The following is a 19,007-nucleotide window of genomic DNA, read 5'->3' as shown; positions in this document are numbered from 1 at the left end:
TAGGGTTTGGGCATATTTACAGCGATCGCGTTTTGCAGGATAACGAAAGGGACTACTTCTAGTTTATGCCCAAACCACCTTGGCGGTTGCTATACCTGCAAGCGATGACTCTAAACTAACTTCTTTAAAACCTTCTGATGCAAAACCGCAGCCTGAGCAGAAAGGGCCAATACAGCTTAAGCTTGATTTGTAAATACCGACTCAAATTTTACCGTATTTGCTATAAAAACATCTTGAACCTTGAAAATTTTTAGACTTTTGTTGAATTCTAATTCATCATCTTGGGTCAACAGTCTTACAACAATATTCGTATCAACTGCGACTATGCCATAAATCCTTTACACCCTTGGCGTATTGCATTACCCATATTCTCAAGCTTTGAAAGCTAGGACGCGCTAAAGCCTACACATTGCTTGATGATAGAGTAATCAAGCCTCATGTACTGAAGGCTAAGAACTAGGAAACTCTAACTCAGCATTTCCCCGCCCTAACTGCACCACCTCAGATGGTAGGTGTCGCTCCAACCAATCTTCCAAATCAGCCATTACCTCTCGATAATTGAGGTCATTCTGAATATCGTGATAGGCCCCTGGATACTCAATTCTCAGCTTATCTTTGCAATTTACGCGTTGGTAAAAGATGTTGCTTCCACCTGGTAAAGCAATTCGGTCTGCGCCACCGTGGAGAATCAACAATGGTAATTGCCAATCAGTAGCGTGAGCATTAATCCAATCAACTGTTGCAAAAAATTCTGTAGCTAGACGGGCAGTAGCACGGGTATGTCGCAGTGTATCTTGGGCATAGGCGGCTAAAACCTGCTCATCTCGTGAACCAGCGCTGATGTTAATGCCTGTACTCAGACTGAAACGCGGCCACACCCGTGAGAGCATTTTTCCTAAAAGCACCCGAACAGGTGAAACCCCAACTTTCCCCAAGGTTGGCGCTAAAGCGATCGCACCCTGCAATAATGATGCTTGTTGGGGATAGCGCAGAATATAATCTAAAACAATTACTGCGCCTAAACTATGACCCAAGATAAAAATTGGGCATCCTGGCTGCTGAGTCTGAATTAACTCTAAAAAGGCTCCCAAGTCTTCACGAAACTCACTCCAAGCGTTGATATAGCCTCGCTGACCTGGTGAGCGTCCATGACCACGCAACTCTAAGCCGTAGACAGCATATTCTTTGGGTATCAAATGCTGAACCACATTAGTGTAGCGATCGCTGTGTCCTCCAAGTCCATGCACAATGGCTAATATTGCCCGTACTTTACCCTCTGGATGCCAGCTTTGGTAATACAGGTCAAGTCCTCCAACACCTTGAAATGTGCCTTCTTTACGAGACACTATGCGATCGCTATGGTCAATCATAGGGTTAATTTTTTACGTATTTTCTCAGCAAGCTACTAATATGTCAACATCCATTGTAGTAAAAATAGCTTCTAGCTATGGAGTAATTGTGCGATTCATTGGGGTAATCAAACCGTAAATAGCTACTCCAGCTAGTATATAATCGCACTAAATCCCAGCCTCTAGCTGTTTATGCTATTGGGGTGAACAATAGTAATTCCTTCAACTTCTACAAAGTCTTTTGGGTTTAAAGTCAGAATATGGCTGATGTTATGGGCAAGCACTACTGCTTGTATGCGTAAATCGTGGGTGTGTTTACCTGAAATCTTGTGAGTTGTAGCGAGGCTAAACCAAAGGCGAAATATATCTGGTGTTTCTTCTAGCCACTCAAACTGATTTATAAGCATTTGCACCGTTCGTTCGGTTTCTTCTGGTGTCCATCCCAATCCATTTACAGCTATAGGACGGGTGGCTACAACCCAAAATTCAATTAAAACTTGAGATGTAATAAAACATTGATGGTTATTAGATATTAGATACCTTATTGTGCGATCAACAAGATTGTAATTGGGTGAAGCTATATCCTTAGAGCGTAACAGGATATTGGTATCTAATAAATAATGGGTCATACTTGATCATCGTAGATATTTTCTCGACGCAGAGCTTCATCATCAAGGTTGGCATAGCTTTTTGGTGCTGTATCTATCCACTCCTGCCAAAGTAATAATCTCTCTGATGATGTTTGAGGTTTACTAATTAGTAACGTTAAATGCTTGTTACTAAGCTTTTCTTGAAAGAGTTTTTGCTCTTCGGGGGAGAGGTTTAGTACCACTTCTACGAGGGAATTAACAAGTTGTACATTCATGGTTGTGTATACGATTCACTGGGTCAGTCTATGCGATGGGCTTTGACCCTGGCCTTATGCCGCTTTACTATAATACTGACTATTGCTAATTTTTAAAAAATATCTCTTAGCTTATTTCCTCTGCCATAGTTGCCGCAACGACTGAAAAATCTTTACAAATCTCTCTTCTAGCCAGACCATAACATAATCAAGCCATTCCAGAAGTTGCTCTAAGGGGTGCTTCTCATAGCTTGTTGAAGTTGCTTTAGTTTCTATCCAGTCTGGTTGTGCCTCAACTTGACTGCTTTGGTGAAATTGCTGTTGCAAAATTTCCCCTTTACGACTCTCGCTTTTAGTTTTGGAAATACGGGCTTGGGTTTGTTTCGCAGAGGCGACTTTTCTAGATGTTTTTTGACTTGGGGCGAGATTACTAGTTGCTTGTTTCCTTCCTACCAAATCAGATTCGAGTTTAGGTTGTTTTACACTCAAATTCTTTTGTGGAAAATGTCCTACTGATAAACTTGGGGTTAAAGCAGGATTTTTACTTTGAGAAAGTCTAACTGGCTTATCAGCAACGGTTTCGGTGTCACCAAATAAATCACCCCACGTTAGCCAAAGCTTATCTGTTAAATCCAGGTTCTCTAACTGAGGGCTTTTGGACAAGGGTTTTCTAAGGCGTGATGATAATAGTTTACCTGGCAATCTTTCATCACTCGTTGTTGGCTCAACTGTTTTTCTACTACCAACACCAAAAAAGTAATTAAGCGCCGCCTCAATCAAAGCCTGAAGATTGAGTTTATGAGTTTCCAAACTATCAGATGTGGTTGCAATTTCTCCCTTAGCAGCTAATTGCTCTTTGCCATAAAGAAATATATTTAACTGAGTTTGGGCAACTTGGACAATTTCCTGGCTACGTTCTTGGACAGGCACTAAAGCATTTAATTCCAACTTAGCAATGGCTATATCTAAAAATACTAATAATCTATCTGTATTAAGTAAATCTTTTGGTATCTCGTCAGTTATAACGGCAATTTTGGCTGTATTTACGTCAGTAAGTTTTGCTAATAAACGGTCAATTTGTGGTAATAACTCTGTTTCTTTTTTAGCTATAATCAACCGCCTTCGCGCAGCGTCTCGTAGAGAAGACTGCCAGTATTTAGCAACTTCGTTAATAATCCGGTCTTCTAATTTTGCCTGCTGTTGGAGTGTCAAAATATCTAGAATTTCATTATCGGCAGTAACGAGTACTAAATTCCGATTCATCAAATTTGTGGCAATTCCCCGCACTATTGGAAGATGCTGTCGAAGGACATTTTCCAAGTGTAAACGGTTGAGATTTTCCGCTTTATTCTCTGTAATATTTGATGATTGAGTAAGATTAGCGTTATTTGTAGAGTTATTATCAACGAATTTCAGCCGAAAAACTCCCAATAAGGACAAGGGATTGAAAAGTTCAGATGTTTTTGCAGGAATTGAGGCGAGTTCATCAGATGATAGATAATGGACTGCCTCTAGTGCATTTTGAATGGGAGTATCAACATTTGGGAGAGTTTCGGGCTGGAAATCGGGATCATTTGGTTGTAACTTTAGTCTAGTTTGTGGTTCTTTGGTGTGTAGCGTTTTCCCAGATGATTCCGATGACTGAAACAGTAGATACACTGGGTAAAGTAGTACTTCCACACCCCACTTAGTAGCAACTTGCAAATGCCGAAAGGTGTGTTCCCACTGTTGTGTCACCCGCCGAGATTGCTGGTGGACAAAGTTAAATAGTCTGCTTTGATAACGACCAGAGGAACCAGAAGACATAGTAGTAATTTTTTAGTTCAAGTCTTGTTGAGTTGTGAGACTCCCGCCAAACAATAAAAACGACTAACTGTTAATTATCGTAAGTAACCTTATCTTAGCGAAAATATGACCCCGACTATCTCTCAATCCCAGACCAAATTAATCTCACAAGTTATTGAGCAACTGCGCTCTTTTTGTCAAGTTAATCTTCAGTCTACGTGGCTATACCAGGAATCTGACCTGATTATTACTGATGTTGTCGCTGCTGATTTGTCTCATTGGCAACCTGTCCAGTTGAATGCTAAAGAACATATTGCTTGGACAGGCGGCAAAAAAGTGCTATGGCTAGTACAAAGATTGGTGGTTCCCCAAGATTTACAAGGTTATGCCTTGGCTGGGTTATCTTTGCGGCTAGCGCTGGTTTGGTGGGCAGATTCTGCTGAGATTTATGTGAATGGGGAGTTAGTGCTGGAGGGTGATTTATTTGATTGTTCGCCGAGAGTGCTTCTCAGTCGAGGGGTGACACCAGGGGAAGAGTTTACTGTGGCTTTGCGGTTAGTGAGTCCGGGACATTGTGATGGTGCTTTAGTGCGATCGCTCCTAGTTTATCAGTCTACTATTGATAATAATCCCGATCCGGGTTTTGTGGCTGATGAGTTAGCTGTGGTGCAACTTTATTTGGAAAAGTTTACACCGGAGAAGTTGGATGTTTTGGCGGCGATGGTGCGGGAGGTTACGAACCGCGAAGGCGCTAAGGACACGAAGGAAGAGAAAGGAGAGTTAGTAAAGTCGTTTTTATCCCTACGTCAAAACCTAATTGAATCCAAAATCCAAAATCCAAAATCTAAAATTTACTTATTGGGTCATGCTCATTTAGATTTAGCATGGTTATGGCCTGTGAGTGAAACCTGGAATGCGGCGCAAAACACTTTTGAATCGGTTCTGAAGTTACAAGAAGATTTTCCTGAGTTAATTTTCTGTCATTCGACTCCCGCACTTTATGCTTGGATTGAAGAACATCGCCCGGATTTGTTTGGGGCGATTCAAGCACAGGTAGTCTCTGGACGTTGGGAAGTTGTCGGCGGAATGTGGGTGGAACCAGAACTCAACTTGATTGCTGGTGAATCAATAGTCCGTCAGCTATTGTATGGCCAGCGCTACATCCAGGAGAAATTTGGCAAGCTTTCAACTATAGTTTGGGTTCCAGATTCTTTTGGTTTCTGTGCAACTTTACCGCAGTTTTTCGCTAATGCCGGAATTGAGTATTTTGTCACCCAGAAGTTACGGTGGAATGATACTACTAAATTTGATTATGGAGCTTTTTGGTGGCGATCGCCTGACGGTAGCGAAGTCTTTAGTTTGATGTCTGCACCCATGGGTGAAAGCATTGACCCAGTTAAAATGACATCTTATGCTCTGGAATGGCAAACCCAAACTGGTTTATCAGAATCCCTCTGGCTTCCTGGTGTCGGCGACCACGGCGGCGGACCCACCCGTGATATGTTAGAAACCGCCCAACGCTGGCAAAAGTCGCCTTTCTTCCCAGACTTAGAATTTACGACGGCTGAAAAGTATTTACAGCAAATCGTAGAGACGCGATTCATCGCGTCTGTCAATAGTTATGATTCTCCCCCATCCTCCCCTGCTTCTCCCTCATTCCCTACTTGGAATGACGAACTCTACTTAGAATTCCATCGCGGTTGCTACACTACCCACGCAGATCAAAAACGTTGGAATCGTCGTTGTGAAAATTTATTGTATGAAGCTGAACTATTTGCTACCTTGGCAACTGTAAGCTGTGGTGTGACATATCCCAAAGCAGAAATCGAAGCAGCTTGGAAGCAGGTATTATTTCAACAGTTTCACGATATTTTACCTGGTTCTTCAATTACCCAAGTTTACACAGATGCGTTGCCCCAGTGGCAGCAAGTGGAACAAGTAGGAACGAAGATATTACAGTCATCACTTTTAGCGATCGCATCTCACATTACCTTATCAGAACCACCAAAACCCGATAGTTTGCCTATTTTCGTTTTCAATTCTCTCAATTGGCAGCGTTCTGAGGTAGTCTCTGTAGCCTTACCCACGCCAGAGGAATGGCAAATTTACGATGCTTCTGGAAAGCAGCTTGTCTCCCAATTATCTAAACCATCAACGCTACTATTTCTGGCCACCGAAATTCCATCTGTAGGCTACTGCATATTTTGGCTTTCCCCCTCATCCCCCTCATCCCCCTCATCTTCCCCACTCCTCCCAGACTGGATTTTAGAAAATGAATTCCTGCGAGTTGTTATAGATCCTGATACTGGAGATTTATCAAGTGTTTTTGATAAAACTTATCAACGAGAAGTTTTGAGTGGGGCGGGAAATCAACTGCAAGCTTTTAAAGATAGTGGTCAATATTGGGATGCTTGGAATATAGACCCCAATTACGCCCAACATCCCTTACCCGCAACAAATCTTCAATCTATTCAGTGGTTAGAACAAGGCCCAGTGCAAAGTCGTGTGCGCGTGGTGCGTCAGTTAGGTGAATCAGAATTTTGCCAAGACTATATTCTCAAAGCTGGTTCACCTCTGCTGAACATAGCTACTACCGTCAATTGGCAAGAAAATCATGTATTGGTGAAAGCTGCTTTTCCTCTGAATGTTGAAGCAGACTTTGCTACCTATGAAATTCCCTGTGGCGCGATTCGCCGCCCAAGTAACCCACAAACCCCCGCAGAACAAGCCAAATGGGAAGTTCCCGCTTTGCGTTGGGCTGATTTGACAGCAGAAGACACACAGAAAAATACGGCAATCCAAAATCATTATGGTGTCAGTTTGCTGAATGATTGTAAATACGGTTACGACAGCAAACCAAATCAACTCCGCCTGACACTGTTACGCAGTCCTAATTGGCCAGACTCAGAGGCTGACCGAGGTTTTCACGAGTTCACATATACCTTATATCCTCATGGTGGTAGCTGGGAATCAGCCCATACAGTACGGCGTGGCTATGAATTGAATATATCCCTACAAGTGATATTGAATCCACTCAGCATTCACAACGGCGTAAACCATAGCTATCCGTTAACAGCACTCCACACTATTAAAGGGGTGAGGTTCCTAGATTTATCAGCTGAAAATTTAATTTTAATGGCCTTGAAGCCATCTGAGGATGACCCACAGCAGTTAATTATACGGTGTTATGAATGTCACGGAGAAATAGCCGACTTAGCTTTGCAAAGTGATTTAGGGTTGAGTCTAGGAGATAGAGTAGATTTGTTAGAGCGTTGCTCTACCACTGAATTCTCATCTCAGCAACAAATCTTGACGATAGAGCCTTGGAAAATCGCCAGTTTCAAGGTAATACCAGCGACTAATCCCAGGCTGGACTGAGTCACTATTGCTGTGTCAGTGGCCAGTTGTGGTTTTCCACTGACCACTAACAAATGACCACTGACCAATGACTCCTTTAATCTTCGTGGTCATCAAACGGATCGTTCAACTGCTTGCTAGGAGGGCCAAAGGAGGTATAAATCGACAGTCCGGTGATGGCAACCACCACGACAGCCACAGAAATGCTAAGAACTATTGCGGGTTCCATAATTGAGAGATAGATTATGAGTGCTATTCTTATAGAATATTACAGAACATTAAAAAAAGCTTTGGTAAGTAATCTTGGGTGAACTATGGCACAAAGGACTTGGTTGGGAGATATCCTGAAACCCCTGAACTCTGAGTATGGAAAGGTGGCTCCAGGATGGGGTACTACCCCTGTAATGGCTGTTTTTATTTTGCTATTTTTCGTGTTTCTGCTGATTATTCTGCAACTTTACAATAAATCACTGTTGATTCAGGATGTACTTGTCGATTGGCGGAGTTTAGGACGCTAACGGATACAGAGCTATCAAGTTTGGATCACAAGTTAAGTTACACCCGGTTCATCCGGGTTTTTTTGTGAGTTGTGATTTATTACTGGACAATAACTCAGTACTGATAATTTAGCAGGTGTAGGTTGGGTTGAGGAACGAAACCCAACATTCTCAAGAGTTTGTTAGGTTTCACTTCCCTACGGGACGCTGTTTACATTCGTTCAACCCAACCTACATAGGACTTACGCATCAAGTACGAAATGTAGGGACAATTCATGAATTGCCCCTACGGGAAATCAAGGCTTTCACTGCCTTTTTGCGTAAGTCCTGCTACATTTATTTTTTTCTCCCCAGAGTGACACAAGCGGGGTAGAAGCGAAACATCTGCGAAAAAAAATGCCGTACTACAATATCACTAAGTATTACTTAGTCAAACAGGATTAAAAGTTAATGTAGCTTTTAAATCCAAGTATGAGCAAACCGCAAATCGCCATCAGAATTCTCCCATCTCTCCTAGAAGAACTCAATAGCTACGTTGAGCGAACTGGCATGTCAAGGACGGATGTGGTTGTTAGTGCTCGCCACTTACTTGGGCTGTCGTTCTAAGATACCATTGAGTCAACGGGTGGCTTAATTGGAAGCTAAAGTTGAAGAACTGCAAATATTGCTCAAAAAATAAAACTTTTAGAGGTGTAAATGAGCGAAATTCCTCTCTGTAGCATAGTGATTTCATCCCAACTGCCCCCAGATGAAATAGAGTCTTTAGAAACATTGCTGGGGATGAGTTCAATCAAGGTGCAAAAGTCACCAAGTCGGATAGTAGGTGCAGATGACATAGTTTTTGTGGCTACAGTAGTTGGAGGGATAGCAGCAACAGCCAATTTGATAGAGTACAGTATCAAAGTCGCTAAGGCGATCAATAATTGGCGGCGAAAATTGCGAGAAAAAGGAATAGAACCAAAAGGTACGTTACAACACCCAGTTCGTCCCTCTCTTGACTTAAGCACCGCTACTGATGAAGAAATAGAAGAATGGCTGTCTCAAAAGTAGCTGAAAAAGTTACCCTTAGTCCAAGGGTAGAAAAAGTTCCTAAACAAGATAATTCGTTCAGTAATCAAATTCTGATCTTGTTTTCAGCCCCTCTGCTGACTGAAGAATTATCGCCAGTAGAGAATTTATCGCTCCAGGAAGAAATTGATGCCATTGCTTCGGTGTTAGAGGATATATCTCACCCTATAGCAGTGGAAATAGTGGTTAAAGTAGCCACCTCACAGACTCTACAAGATGTGTTGTGTCATCGTGTCAAACCACTGATTATTCATTTTATTGGTCATGGAATGAGAGATCAGGATAATACAGCTTTGGTGTTAGAAGATGAAGTGTGAATTACTCGTTCTTTTAGTGAAGAAGAACTAGCGATCGCTTTATCAAATCAAAACCAGCCACCCTGTCAATTAGCATTATTGAATGCCTGTCATTCCGAAAAGTTAGCTCAAGCTTTTGTAAAAGCAGGAGTGTCTCATGTAATTGCGGTTAACGCTGAAGATAAAATTCTAGATGTCGCAGCCCAATGTTTTTCTCGACGACTTTATCAGGCATTATTCAATCAGGATTCAGTTGGGAATAGTTTCTTATTGAGTCGTAATGCAGTTAAACTTGATGATAAATTAATAAAAATGTTTAACTCTCAGACTTTTCAGCAAGGAGTTAATTTCGATGAAGCCTTCAAATTTCGATTGCTACCCCAAATTTCTCATAATCAATCGCTGATTATAGAACCAGCCGATTCTCACCAGGTTATCTATCCCCAGTGGTCAAATACTAATATTCCCCGTAAAGATTCAAAATTTGTAGGACGCAGGCAAGAAATACATCAGGTAATTAAAGAACTGCTAGAGTCGGATAAACGTTGTATTGCTCTTCATGGTATGGGAGGAATAGGTAAAACTGCCTTAGCTTATGCCATTGCTCAGTGGTTACATGAGCGGAATCGCTATAAGGATGGAGTTTGGTTTATTAGTTTGCGCGATACTGATTCTGTAGGAACGCTAATTATCAAAGTTACACAGAGTCTTGAATTAAGGAGTTTTGCTTTAGAGAAGGAGTTAAAGAATAGTCGATTGTTTTTGATTCTGGATGATTTGGATAAATTGATTGAGAAAGAATCCAATGAACTAATTAAACTTTTGAACTCGCTTTTAGAACAGTGTCCTAATTTAAGACTATTGTTAACTTGTCGTGATTCTTTAGTAAGGGATATTGATTGCCGTCAAGAAGAAGTTTACAGTATGGGAGCATCAGAAACAAGAGAGATATTTAAAAAATATGCTCCATCACAAGCACAATGGGGAGACAATGATGATTTGGTAGAAGATTTTAATCTTTTAGTAAAGTTTCTTGATGGCTATCCCTTACCCATTAAACTAGCAGCATCTTATATGGCAGAAACTCAATGTACTCTCAAGATGCTGTGTGAAGATTTGGATATTGAACCACTGTCCGTTCTTGATTCTTGTTCTCCTGAAGAAAGAAAAGAAAGAAGTCTGCGGATCACCTTAGAGCGCTCCTTTGAAATGTTGTCGGTAGAAGGACAAGATATATTTCCTTTGTTGGCTTTCTTTCCTAGTGGGTTGAGTCGGGATTTAGCTATGGCTATTCGGGGCAGAAGTGGAAATAAGGCTTTAATGGAATTGCTCAAGTTTTCAATGGCAGAAAAGTCTCATAGTGCATCTGATTGGAGAGTAACTTTACCCGAACCTGCCCGTACTTACGCAGAAAGTAAATTGCAGAAAGGCAGAGGAATTGACTATGTTGCTCCTCAAGTTTTGGATTTTTATAATGGCAATTTCTGTGACACAGTTCTCAAGCTTTTTGGTAATGGAGATGAGAAGAGAGGGCAGGAGTTGCTTCTGCAAGAAAACTCAAACTTAATCTTGTTTCTTGAATGGGGTTATGAGCATGAAATGAGTTCAGATAAAATCTGTTGCAGTGCTAGGATAACAGCTTCATTAAGTCCTTATTGGCGTTGGATTGAAGCAAATCAAGACCCTTTGGTTAGATTGGATTTGGCTTTAGCAGCAGCCCAAACAAATCAGGATCGAATGGGAGAAGATTTAGTGAGAAATGCGAGCGCTGCTTTTTCTTCTAGAGAAGAATTTAAAGATGTTCAATCTTTGGGACGAGAAAGTGATGAGCTAAAGTCCTTTGAGTTTGAAACCATTACCGTCAACCGTCGCGGCGAAATCATCGAACGAGAAACAAAACTTGCCCAATACTTTAACGAAGACCTGGGTAAAGGTATCACCTTAGAAATGGTCGTCATTCCCGGTGGTACTTTTATTATGGGTTCGCCAGAAGGGGAAGGACACAACTTTGAAAAACCTCAACATAAAGTAAAGGTTCAACCCTTTTTTATGGGCAAGTATCCAATCACCCAAGTACAGTGGAAAGCCGTAGCAGCATTACCGCAAATTAACCGAGAACTAAGCCGTGATCCATCGCGTTTTAAAGGTGCAAATCGTCCTGTTGAGCTAGTTTCCTGGTACGATGCGGTTGAGTTTTGCTCCCGCCTTACTGCCCATGCTAAAAGACAGTACCGCCTGCCCAGCGAAGCGGAATGGGAATATGCGTCTAGAGCTGGAACAACCACCCCATTCCATTTTGGCGAAACAATTACATCAGAGTTAGCCAACTATAATACTACCCAAACTTACCGTGTTGAGGTAAAAGGAACATATCGAAAAGAAACTACAGTTGTGGGCTACTTTAAAGTAGCTAACACCTTTGGGTTATACGATATGCACGGTCAGGTATGGGAATGGTGTCTCGACGATTGGCACGATAACTATGAAGGAGCGCTGACAGATGGTACTGCTTGGCTTTATGATAATAATAACCTTTATCAAAAACAAGGAAGTGCTGTGCTGCGGGGCGGTTCCTGGATCAACGATCCTAAGTACTGCCGTTCCGCGTCTCGCAGCTTCGACGATTGGGCGGAGCGCGACAACTTCTGCTACGATATTGGTTTTCGTGTTGTCTGCGGGGTTGGGAGGATTCTTCAGTAGCCCTTTATATTTTAGTCCTCTACACTTTACGCTTGTTCTTTTTTACTTTTTTGTCGCCTCATGGGGACTCGATTTTTTTAGCCCAAATATTAAGATTAATTAAATCAAATGAAATAATTATCGGTCATCCAAAAGACTTATGTAGGTGTTACAACCGAATAGTTGCTCTACTCTATAGAAGAAATATATTAAGGCAGACGTAAAATTTTTGGCGGTGCTTTGCACTGCACGATAACGCACCTACATTTAAATTTCTTAAGATAGCTGGAAATATTAGCTCTGACTTACTTAAGGCATCACTCGCTCGTGGGGCGATTATCGCTTTCTATAATAGGCGATTATTGAGTAGACTACATAATAATATGTGAGTCTATGTAGTGATTTTAGAGTTTACAGGAGATAAAGATGAATATATTTGGTATCGGTCTGCCGGAAATGGCTGTAATTATGGTAGTGGCATTGTTAATCTTTGGCCCAAAGAAGCTGCCAGAAATTGGTCGGAGTGTGGGCAAAACAATTCGTAGTTTCCAAGAAGCTTCCAAGGATTTTCAAAACGAGTTTCAAAAAGAAGCAGAACAGTTAGAAGAAGCTGTAAAGACTACTGCTGAATTGGAACCTAAGCAAATCCACCCTGCTAAATCTGAGCAGGATACCGCTAGTTCTTCCCAACCTAGCTAGGAGAGTGCTTAATATCAATTGACTGTAGGCAAAATGACAGAAGCAGTTACGCAACCAGCTTTGGTGATTCCCCAGCTAATTGTCGGGTTGGGGAATCCAGAAACTAAGTACAACCAAACACGCCATAATATCGGCTTTGCTGCTGTAGAAACTCTCTCCCGTTCTTGGCGTATTCCCTTAGCAGAAAATCGCAAGTTTCAGGGTGAGTATGGCGAGGGGATCGCCCCAAGTGGAGGTAAGATTCGCTTGCTGAAGCCGTTGACTTATATGAATCGCTCAGGACAAGCAATACAAGCGGTGACAAGTTGGTATAAATTGCCGCCTGAATCAGTGCTGGTGATTTATGACGATATGGATTTGCCCTTGGGAAAAACTCGGCTGCGCTTATCTGGTTCGGCTGGGGGACATAACGGCATGAAAAGTGCGATCGCACATCTTGGTACCCAAAACTTTCCCCGTTTACGAATCGGTATTGGTAAACCCAAAGGTGCAGCTAATAACGATGATTCAGATACTGTCTCCTATGTGCTGGGGCGATTTTCGGCAGCAGAAAATCAGCTGATGTCTTTTGTACTTCAGTTCGTGGTTGAGTGTATTGAACTAAGCCTTAAGCAGGGAGTAGAAAAGGCGATGAATATTTGTAATAGCCGCACTATTAATAATTCTGAGTCTTAGGGTTGGATGAATACTGCGCTATCAGCTAGAAGAAAGGAAGCTAACCGATGTTTAAAGGCGTTTATTTTGGTTGATGGGTAGCGATTTTAGCTTGCTCTATCCAACCAAAATAAAGCCCAATACGCTTGGGTTAAGGATAATCGTAGGTTGGGTTGTAGCAAGATCCCCGTAGGGGTACGAAGTGAAACCCAACAAACCACAACAAATGTTGGGTTTCGTTCCTCAACCCAACCTACACTTATTTAAAAGCTGATTCTGCCCTCATTTAGTAATTTATATCCAGATGCTAATGCTGCAAAAGCAATTATGAAATCCCATAAGCTAGTTGGCTTTAAAATAACTCCACCGCTTAAGAAAACTAGTACTATGCCAATGCCTAGAAAAATCCATCCCAAGTTACCAGTTTCTCTACGAAAGAAGACTAATGCAAATACACCTATCATAGTTGCGATAACGGAAGCTGTAGCAGGTAAGCTACGGTAAAAATATGAATAGTAACCGCTAACAAATATGATGTCTTGACCGAAAAAGTATAAACCTGTAATAAGTAAAATTAAACCAATAAGTCTGATTAACAGCCTGCTCATAATTTTTTTACATTTTTAATGGCTGAAGCTAATTTTAATCCGATCATACTGGAGGTTTTTTGCATTATGCTATATTTTACGTCAAATATTTTAAATTAAGTGAATATATTGAATAAAAGTCCCGATTGTCTGAAGGTGTCAGTACAATTCCGGTGTACTGAGTAATATCATGTTCGGGTAATTAGTTGTGATTCCCATAGTCATTGCACCCCACACGCCAGATGCTCCACTTGGGGAAACCCCTCTGAGCGCTGGCTCCCCTTAATCCTCTCCCCGAAGCGGAGAGAGACTTTGAAACTCAGTTTTGTTTTTTCTCTGCTTGTATGAAACCACCCTGCTCTGGAGATTAGGGGCAGGGAGACAAAACGCAGCTTTGGCGGGGTGGGGTTCTTCGGGTTTAATAAGTAATCAAGCGGACATGATATAAGAAGTAGGACTTAATGAATTTTTACCCTCAGCACTCAAAACTGGACACGGGCTAAACTTTAGCTATCCGCTAGCGGCACTGTTTCGGTAATGTTGATTACATAAAGTAGTCCTTGCCAGCGTTTTATCAAGGTGCTTTAATAGCGATCGCATTCTGCAAAACAGTCCTACTCAAAACATTAAACTCAAAGATATGACAATCTAGTAGCATATCCTTGACACTAAATTCTCCCCAAAGCTGAATAGGAGTATATATGGAGCCAATCATTTTTATAGTTTTAGTGCTTATAGGTTATGCCTTAGGTTCTGCAAAACTGATTAATCAAGGTAATGAAGCCCTAGTCGAACGCTTGGGGCGCTATCATCGCAAACTTAAGCCAGGGCTGAACTTTATTGTTCCCTTGGTAGATCAGGTTGTGATGGAAGATACTACACGAGAGCAAATTTTAGACATCAAACCTCAGGATGTGATCACCCAAGATAATATTTCCGTGGAAGTGGACGCTGTTATGTACTGGCGCATCAAAGATATTGAGAAAAGCTTTTATGCTATTGAGGATCTGCAAGGGGCACTGACACAGGTGACTACAACCACGCTCCGGGAAATCATTGCCCAGAACACCCTGGAGCAGACCAATGTCTCCAGAATGGAGATGCACTCAGCTCTGTTATTCGAGTTGAATAGTATAACCACAGATTGGGGAGTTGATATTCTCCGGTTAGACCTTCAGAGAATTACTTTACCTGAGAGTGTACGAAGGTCGAGGGAAGAGGAGCAAGCCGCTGTAATCAAAAAACGGGCGCTGATTACCGAAGCAGAAGGGGAAAAGGAAGCTGCCATTAAAAAAGCAGAAGGAACTATGGCTTCAGTGCAAATCATTTCTCAAGCTCTGCGTTCCAATCCAGATAGTAGGGACATTCTGCGGTATCTTGTAGCTCAAGATTACGTAGATGCTAGCCAAAAACTTGGTGAGAGCAGTAATGCCAAAATTGTCTTTGTAGACCCAGCCAACTCAACTGAAATGTTTCATGAGTTGATCAACGAGTCGATAATGACAGAAGGTCACAGCAAAAAATCCGAAAATGGTAATACCTAACACTCAGGCTGTACGACTTTTCTCAATAGTGCATCAGCTACCAATGACACATCGCGCATTTCTTGAACATCGTGAACTCGCAGAATATCAGCACCATTAAAAATAGCAGCACAACAAGCTGCTGCCGTTCCCCAAACTCGTGCTTTTGGATCTGGTTGATTTAAAATGCGACCAATGAAACTTTTACGAGATGCTCCTACCAAGATAGGACAGTTGAGTGCTGCCAGCGATCGCAAGCCGCGAAAAATTTCTAAATTTTGCTTATAGTTCTTAGCAAAGCCAATACCAGGATCAATAATAATTTTATCCAGGTCAATGCCTACAGCAGTTGCTACCCCAATTTGCCGAGCCAAAAAACTATAAATCTCTTCCAGCAAATCTTGATAATCAGTTTGTTGTTGCATTGTCTGTGGTGTTCCCCGGATGTGCATTAAAATTATCGGCACATCTAACTCTGCCACTGTTGGCAACATTTCTGAGTCAAAAGTGCCGCCAGAAATATCATTAATAATATCCGCTCCAATTTCTACAGATGCCCTGGCTACAGCAGCACGGGTAGTATCTACAGAAATCGGTACTGAAATTTCTGGTCTTATTACTTGTAATACTGATACTACCCGATCAAGTTCCTCCACCAGAGTTATTTGCTTTGCCCCTGGTCGAGTTGATTGACCGCCTACATCGATCATGTCAGCACCAGCAGCTATCAGTGCTTGCGCCTGTACTAAAGCGGCAGAGGTAGTGTTAAACTCACCCCCATCACTAAAGCTATCAGGCGTCACATTCAAAATGCCCATCAAATAAGTCCGCTGTCCCCAATCGAAACAGCGTCCTCGAATTTTCAAGTTGCTTGGCATAAATCTACATTTCTATATGAGGCGGCGGCGCCACTCTAGTCATTCCCATGCAGAGCATGGGAACGAGAAGAAGGCACATCACACTGGCTTAAAATTCACAATCCGAGCGAAACTCTCAGGTTCCAGACTTGCTCCTCCCACTAAAACACCATCAATTTCTGGTTGAGCCATGATCTCATCAATATTATTCGGCTTGACTGAGCCGCCATATTGAATTGATACATTCGGATTACTCAACTTGCTCCGAATTAAGCCAATTATCCGATTCGCCTCCGTTACTTCACAGGTATCACCAGTACCAATCGCCCAAATAGGTTCGTAGGCAATCACCAAATTTTCCTGATCAATATCTACCAAGGCTTTGTCGAGTTGGAGAGTAATCAGTGATTCAGCTTCTCCCACATCTCGTTGTTGTTTAGTTTCGCCAACACAGAGAATGGGGGTCAAACCAAACCTTTGAGCAGTTCGGAGGCGCAGATTAACGGTGGCGTCCGTTTCACAAAAGTATTGCCGTCGTTCGCTATGACCGACAATCACAAAGCGCACGCCACTTTCTGTCAGCATTGGGGCAGAAATCTCACCCGTATAGGCTCCAAATTCTTCCCAGTGGACATTTTGCGCCCCCAGGTGGATGAGGCTACCGTGCAAACTCTTGGACAAAAGGCTTAAATCAGTGAACGGAGGGCACAATATCACTTCTCGCCCTTGGGGGGTTTCCTCTAAGTGGGGCAGAAATCCTTGTAAAAACTCCTGGGTCTCTGCCTGGGTTTTGAACATTTTCCAGTTGCCGGCAATAACGATTTTCCGCACAGGTAATTTAGTCAAGATCCTAACGAGTTATTTAGATGCATTTTTCAGTTTATGACTTTTTGTTAGTCATTGGTCATTGGTCATTGGTCAAGAGTTATTCTCCTCATCTCCCTAAACCTCTGTTAAAAATAACTAGGATAAGAGATAGGGCTAATTTAAAAATCCCAAATTTCAAATCTCAAATTGATATGACTTCGACATTGCCCGTGCCTGAACCTCATCAAAGCGATTCCGCCAACACTGACGCAAATTCTCTCAGTTGGGAGGAAGAACTGAATAGTGCCATTTTCAGTTTTGAAGACATTCAGACTGAACTGAATTATAAACAAGCACAAACGGCGCTGCGAAACTTGGTAGCCAATCTTGACCTCACACCCCAAGAAAAAACCGGATTGGAAACAGAAATTGCTGACTTGGAAACCATGCTGGGGAAGTTAGATCGCATGGTGGTGCAGATTGCAGCTTTTGGGATGGTGGGACGTGGGAAATCTTCGCTACTCAATGCTTTGGTTGGGCAAACAGTATTTGAAACTGGGCCGCTGCACGGTGTCACCCGTGCGGCACAAACAGTTAATTGGAGTATTAGTGAGGAAGCGATTGGGGAAACTGAACGGGCTTTGCGAGTCACTCTTCCTGGTGTAGGTCAATCGCAGGTGGAATTAATTGATACTCCTGGGTTAGACGAAGTAGATGGTGCAACCCGTGCCGCCTTAGCTGAACAGATTGCTAAACAAGCGGATCTGATCCTGTTTGTGATATCTGGTGACATGACAAAGCTGGAATACATGGCTCTTTCTCAATTGCGAGAAGCAGGTAAACCGATCATTCTGGTGTTTAACAAAGTAGACCAGTATCCCGAAGTAGACCGGATGGTAATTTATCACAAAATCCTGGATGAAAGAGTGCGGGAATTACTGACGCCTTTAGAAATTGTTATGGCTGCGGCATCGCCATTGGTGAAGACGGCGATTCGTCGCCCTGATGGTACTAGGGGCATACAGTTGCGTACAGGGAATGCGAAAGTCGAGGAACTGAAGCTGAAAATTTTGGAGATTCTGCACCGTGAGGGTAAAGCTTTGGTTGCTCTCAATACCATGCTTTATGCTGATATTGTAAATGAGCAATTGATTGAGCGAAAACTGATGATTCGGGAACAGAATGCCAATCAGTTGATTTGGAAGGCTGTGATGACTAAGGCATTAGCGATCGCACTCAATCCCGTAACTGTGGTAGATATTCTGAGTAGTGTGGTTATTGATATTGCTCTGATTTTGGGTTTATCTAAACTCTATGGCTTCTCCATGACCGAAGCCGGGGCTGTACAACTGCTACAAAAAATCGCCCTGAGTATGGGCGGCATTGGTGCGAGTGAATTGTTAGCAAATTTGGGCTTGAGTGGATTAAAAACTTTACTTGGGATCTCTGCAACCGCTACGGGTGGCATTGCGCTTGGCCCTTATATATCGGTGGCAATCACGCAAGCGGGAGTAGCTGGTGTTTCTTCTTACGGTATTGGACAAGTTACCAAAGTTTATTTAGCTAATGGCGCGACTTGGGGGCCTGATGGGCCGAAAGCAGTGATTAATCGGATTTTGGCAAACCTGGATGAGGCTTCAATTCTCAACCGGATTAAAGATGAATTGCTCTACAAGGTAAAACTCAGAAAGTGATGCATAAGAACTCTTGCATAAATATTTTGTGGTATAATCTTGGGTTATTTTAATTTGAGTTTTGGCAATTAAAATAGGAAGGATCTATCGATTTTTTCGATTAAGTATTATCAGGCGATCGCTCATTAAAATTTTTGGCGAAAAATATCGTTTCAGCTATTAATTAATAACTGAAATTATTTGATTAATTTATTTTTTAATCTAATTTATAAGGCGAATTCGTGATTATAAATTCCCGCAATTAAATTTGATCTTAAGCCAAAACGTCGGTGACGATTGCGATATCTATCAGACAAAATTTTAAAGATTTT

At 42.0% G+C, this 19,007-nt stretch carries 17 protein-coding genes and 1 pseudogene; 9 read left to right on the top strand and 9 right to left on the bottom strand.

Translation table 11 applies throughout. The annotated features are described in order from the left end of the window. Positions 1-449 precede the first annotated feature (449 nt). The 4 genes from V7K36_RS30715 to V7K36_RS30700 all read right to left on the bottom strand — a co-directional run bounded on the left by V7K36_RS30715 (position 450) and on the right by V7K36_RS30700 (position 3,999). Positions 450-1,370 carry an alpha/beta hydrolase gene (locus V7K36_RS30715; RefSeq protein WP_335121467.1) on the bottom strand — a complete coding sequence of 307 codons (921 nt, stop codon included), beginning with the start codon at positions 1,368-1,370 and terminating at the stop codon, positions 450-452. Between the two features lie 161 nt (positions 1,371-1,531). Then, complete coding sequence (locus V7K36_RS30710) at positions 1,532-1,978, bottom strand: type II toxin-antitoxin system VapC family toxin (protein WP_335121465.1); 447 nt, start codon at positions 1,976-1,978, stop codon at positions 1,532-1,534. Then, positions 1,975-2,214, bottom strand: a complete 240-nt coding sequence (locus V7K36_RS30705; RefSeq protein ID WP_335121463.1) for a hypothetical protein — start codon at positions 2,212-2,214, stop codon at positions 1,975-1,977. The genes V7K36_RS30710 and V7K36_RS30705 overlap by 4 nt, the downstream gene beginning before the upstream one ends. Positions 2,215-2,325: 111 nt before the next feature. After that, on the bottom strand, positions 2,326-3,999 hold the full coding sequence (locus tag V7K36_RS30700; protein WP_335121461.1) for a hypothetical protein: 1,674 nt from the start codon (positions 3,997-3,999) through the stop codon (positions 2,326-2,328). Between the two features lie 105 nt (positions 4,000-4,104). Here V7K36_RS30700 and V7K36_RS30695 point away from each other — a divergent pair, with 105 nt between their 5' ends. Beyond that, entirely contained in the window at positions 4,105-7,356 is a 3,252-nt protein-coding gene (locus V7K36_RS30695; protein ID WP_335121459.1) for an alpha-mannosidase, read from the top strand. Between the two features lie 76 nt (positions 7,357-7,432). Here V7K36_RS30695 and psbN read toward each other — a convergent pair whose 3' ends face one another. Beyond that, positions 7,433-7,564 carry a photosystem II reaction center protein PsbN gene (gene psbN, locus V7K36_RS30690; protein ID WP_196525836.1) on the bottom strand — a complete coding sequence of 44 codons (132 nt, stop codon included), beginning with the start codon at positions 7,562-7,564 and terminating at the stop codon, positions 7,433-7,435. Between the two features lie 85 nt (positions 7,565-7,649). Between psbN and psbH the strand changes: the two genes are divergently transcribed. The 6 genes from psbH (at position 7,650) to pth (ending at position 13,249) form a co-directional block, all read left to right on the top strand. Further along, complete coding sequence (psbH, locus tag V7K36_RS30685) at positions 7,650-7,853, top strand: photosystem II reaction center phosphoprotein PsbH (RefSeq protein WP_334944327.1); 204 nt, start codon at positions 7,650-7,652, stop codon at positions 7,851-7,853. Between the two features lie 675 nt (positions 7,854-8,528). Continuing rightward, positions 8,529-8,882: a hypothetical protein gene (locus V7K36_RS30680; protein ID WP_334825702.1), complete on the top strand. Its 354-nt coding sequence runs from the start codon at positions 8,529-8,531 to the stop codon at positions 8,880-8,882. Further along, on the top strand, positions 8,864-9,217 hold the full coding sequence (locus V7K36_RS30675) for a hypothetical protein (RefSeq protein WP_335121457.1): 354 nt from the start codon (positions 8,864-8,866) through the stop codon (positions 9,215-9,217). The genes V7K36_RS30680 and V7K36_RS30675 overlap by 19 nt, the downstream gene beginning before the upstream one ends. Positions 9,218-9,346: 129 nt before the next feature. Beyond that, positions 9,347-11,896 carry an SUMF1/EgtB/PvdO family nonheme iron enzyme gene (locus V7K36_RS30670; RefSeq protein ID WP_335121455.1) on the top strand — a complete coding sequence of 850 codons (2,550 nt, stop codon included), beginning with the start codon at positions 9,347-9,349 and terminating at the stop codon, positions 11,894-11,896. Between the two features lie 405 nt (positions 11,897-12,301). Then, positions 12,302-12,574 (top strand): TatA/E family twin arginine-targeting protein translocase, encoded by a 273-nt coding sequence (locus V7K36_RS30665; protein ID WP_298917780.1) that lies wholly within the window; start codon positions 12,302-12,304, stop codon positions 12,572-12,574. A gap of 33 nt (positions 12,575-12,607) precedes the next feature. Then, positions 12,608-13,249, top strand: coding sequence for an aminoacyl-tRNA hydrolase (gene pth, locus V7K36_RS30660; RefSeq protein ID WP_335121453.1), 642 nt, complete (start codon positions 12,608-12,610; stop codon positions 13,247-13,249). 242 nt (positions 13,250-13,491) lie between these two features. On the opposite strand, the gene V7K36_RS30655 is transcribed toward pth, so the two are convergent. After that, positions 13,492-13,836, bottom strand: coding sequence for a hypothetical protein (locus V7K36_RS30655; protein WP_334787844.1), 345 nt, complete (start codon positions 13,834-13,836; stop codon positions 13,492-13,494). Between the two features lie 680 nt (positions 13,837-14,516). Between V7K36_RS30655 and V7K36_RS30650 the strand changes: the two genes are divergently transcribed. Beyond that, positions 14,517-15,359 (top strand): SPFH domain-containing protein, encoded by an 843-nt coding sequence (locus V7K36_RS30650; protein WP_334825696.1) that lies wholly within the window; start codon positions 14,517-14,519, stop codon positions 15,357-15,359. On the opposite strand, the gene folP is transcribed toward V7K36_RS30650, so the two are convergent. Together folP and tpiA are read right to left on the bottom strand one after the other, a co-directional pair. Next, a complete protein-coding gene (folP, locus tag V7K36_RS30645; RefSeq protein WP_335121451.1) occupies positions 15,356-16,216 on the bottom strand; it encodes a dihydropteroate synthase in 861 nt (286 codons plus the stop codon). The two genes, V7K36_RS30650 and folP, sit on opposite strands and share 4 nt — an antisense overlap. Positions 16,217-16,294: 78 nt before the next feature. Beyond that, a complete protein-coding gene (gene tpiA, locus V7K36_RS30640; RefSeq protein WP_334825692.1) occupies positions 16,295-17,026 on the bottom strand; it encodes a triose-phosphate isomerase in 732 nt (243 codons plus the stop codon). A 188-nt stretch (positions 17,027-17,214) separates the two neighbouring features. Here tpiA and V7K36_RS30635 point away from each other — a divergent pair, with 188 nt between their 5' ends. Then, entirely contained in the window at positions 17,215-18,696 is a 1,482-nt protein-coding gene (locus V7K36_RS30635; protein WP_335121449.1) for a GTP-binding protein, read from the top strand. Between the two features lie 206 nt (positions 18,697-18,902). On the opposite strand, the pseudogene V7K36_RS30630 reads toward V7K36_RS30635, so the two are convergent. After that, positions 18,903-19,007, bottom strand: a pseudogene (locus V7K36_RS30630) (IS5/IS1182 family transposase); the annotation flags it as partial.

This window comes from Nostoc sp. (assembly GCF_036919555.1).
GTDB lineage: Bacteria > Cyanobacteriota > Cyanobacteriia > Cyanobacteriales > Nostocaceae > Nostoc.
Note: the sequence above shows the minus strand (reverse complement) of the source record. Positions and strands in the feature narration are given on the sequence as shown.

What these genes read in the sequence shown, in the direction of transcription:
- V7K36_RS30715 (WP_335121467.1), bottom strand. Translation starts at nt 1,370, where the DNA reads ATGATTGACCATAGCGATCGCATAGTGTCTCGTAAAGAAGGCACATTT.
- V7K36_RS30710 (WP_335121465.1), bottom strand. Translation starts at nt 1,978, where the DNA reads ATGACCCATTATTTATTAGATACCAATATCCTGTTACGCTCTAAGGAT.
- V7K36_RS30705 (WP_335121463.1), bottom strand. Translation starts at nt 2,214, where the DNA reads ATGAATGTACAACTTGTTAATTCCCTCGTAGAAGTGGTACTAAACCTC.
- V7K36_RS30700 (WP_335121461.1), bottom strand. Translation starts at nt 3,999, where the DNA reads ATGTCTTCTGGTTCCTCTGGTCGTTATCAAAGCAGACTATTTAACTTT.
- V7K36_RS30695 (WP_335121459.1), top strand. Translation starts at nt 4,105, where the DNA reads ATGACCCCGACTATCTCTCAATCCCAGACCAAATTAATCTCACAAGTT.
- psbN (WP_196525836.1), bottom strand. Translation starts at nt 7,564, where the DNA reads ATGGAACCCGCAATAGTTCTTAGCATTTCTGTGGCTGTCGTGGTGGTT.
- psbH (WP_334944327.1), top strand. Translation starts at nt 7,650, where the DNA reads ATGGCACAAAGGACTTGGTTGGGAGATATCCTGAAACCCCTGAACTCT.
- V7K36_RS30680 (WP_334825702.1), top strand. Translation starts at nt 8,529, where the DNA reads ATGAGCGAAATTCCTCTCTGTAGCATAGTGATTTCATCCCAACTGCCC.
- V7K36_RS30675 (WP_335121457.1), top strand. Translation starts at nt 8,864, where the DNA reads ATGGCTGTCTCAAAAGTAGCTGAAAAAGTTACCCTTAGTCCAAGGGTA.
- V7K36_RS30665 (WP_298917780.1), top strand. Translation starts at nt 12,302, where the DNA reads ATGAATATATTTGGTATCGGTCTGCCGGAAATGGCTGTAATTATGGTA.
- pth (WP_335121453.1), top strand. Translation starts at nt 12,608, where the DNA reads ATGACAGAAGCAGTTACGCAACCAGCTTTGGTGATTCCCCAGCTAATT.
- V7K36_RS30655 (WP_334787844.1), bottom strand. Translation starts at nt 13,836, where the DNA reads ATGAGCAGGCTGTTAATCAGACTTATTGGTTTAATTTTACTTATTACA.
- V7K36_RS30650 (WP_334825696.1), top strand. Translation starts at nt 14,517, where the DNA reads ATGGAGCCAATCATTTTTATAGTTTTAGTGCTTATAGGTTATGCCTTA.
- folP (WP_335121451.1), bottom strand. Translation starts at nt 16,216, where the DNA reads ATGCCAAGCAACTTGAAAATTCGAGGACGCTGTTTCGATTGGGGACAG.
- V7K36_RS30635 (WP_335121449.1), top strand. Translation starts at nt 17,215, where the DNA reads ATGACTTCGACATTGCCCGTGCCTGAACCTCATCAAAGCGATTCCGCC.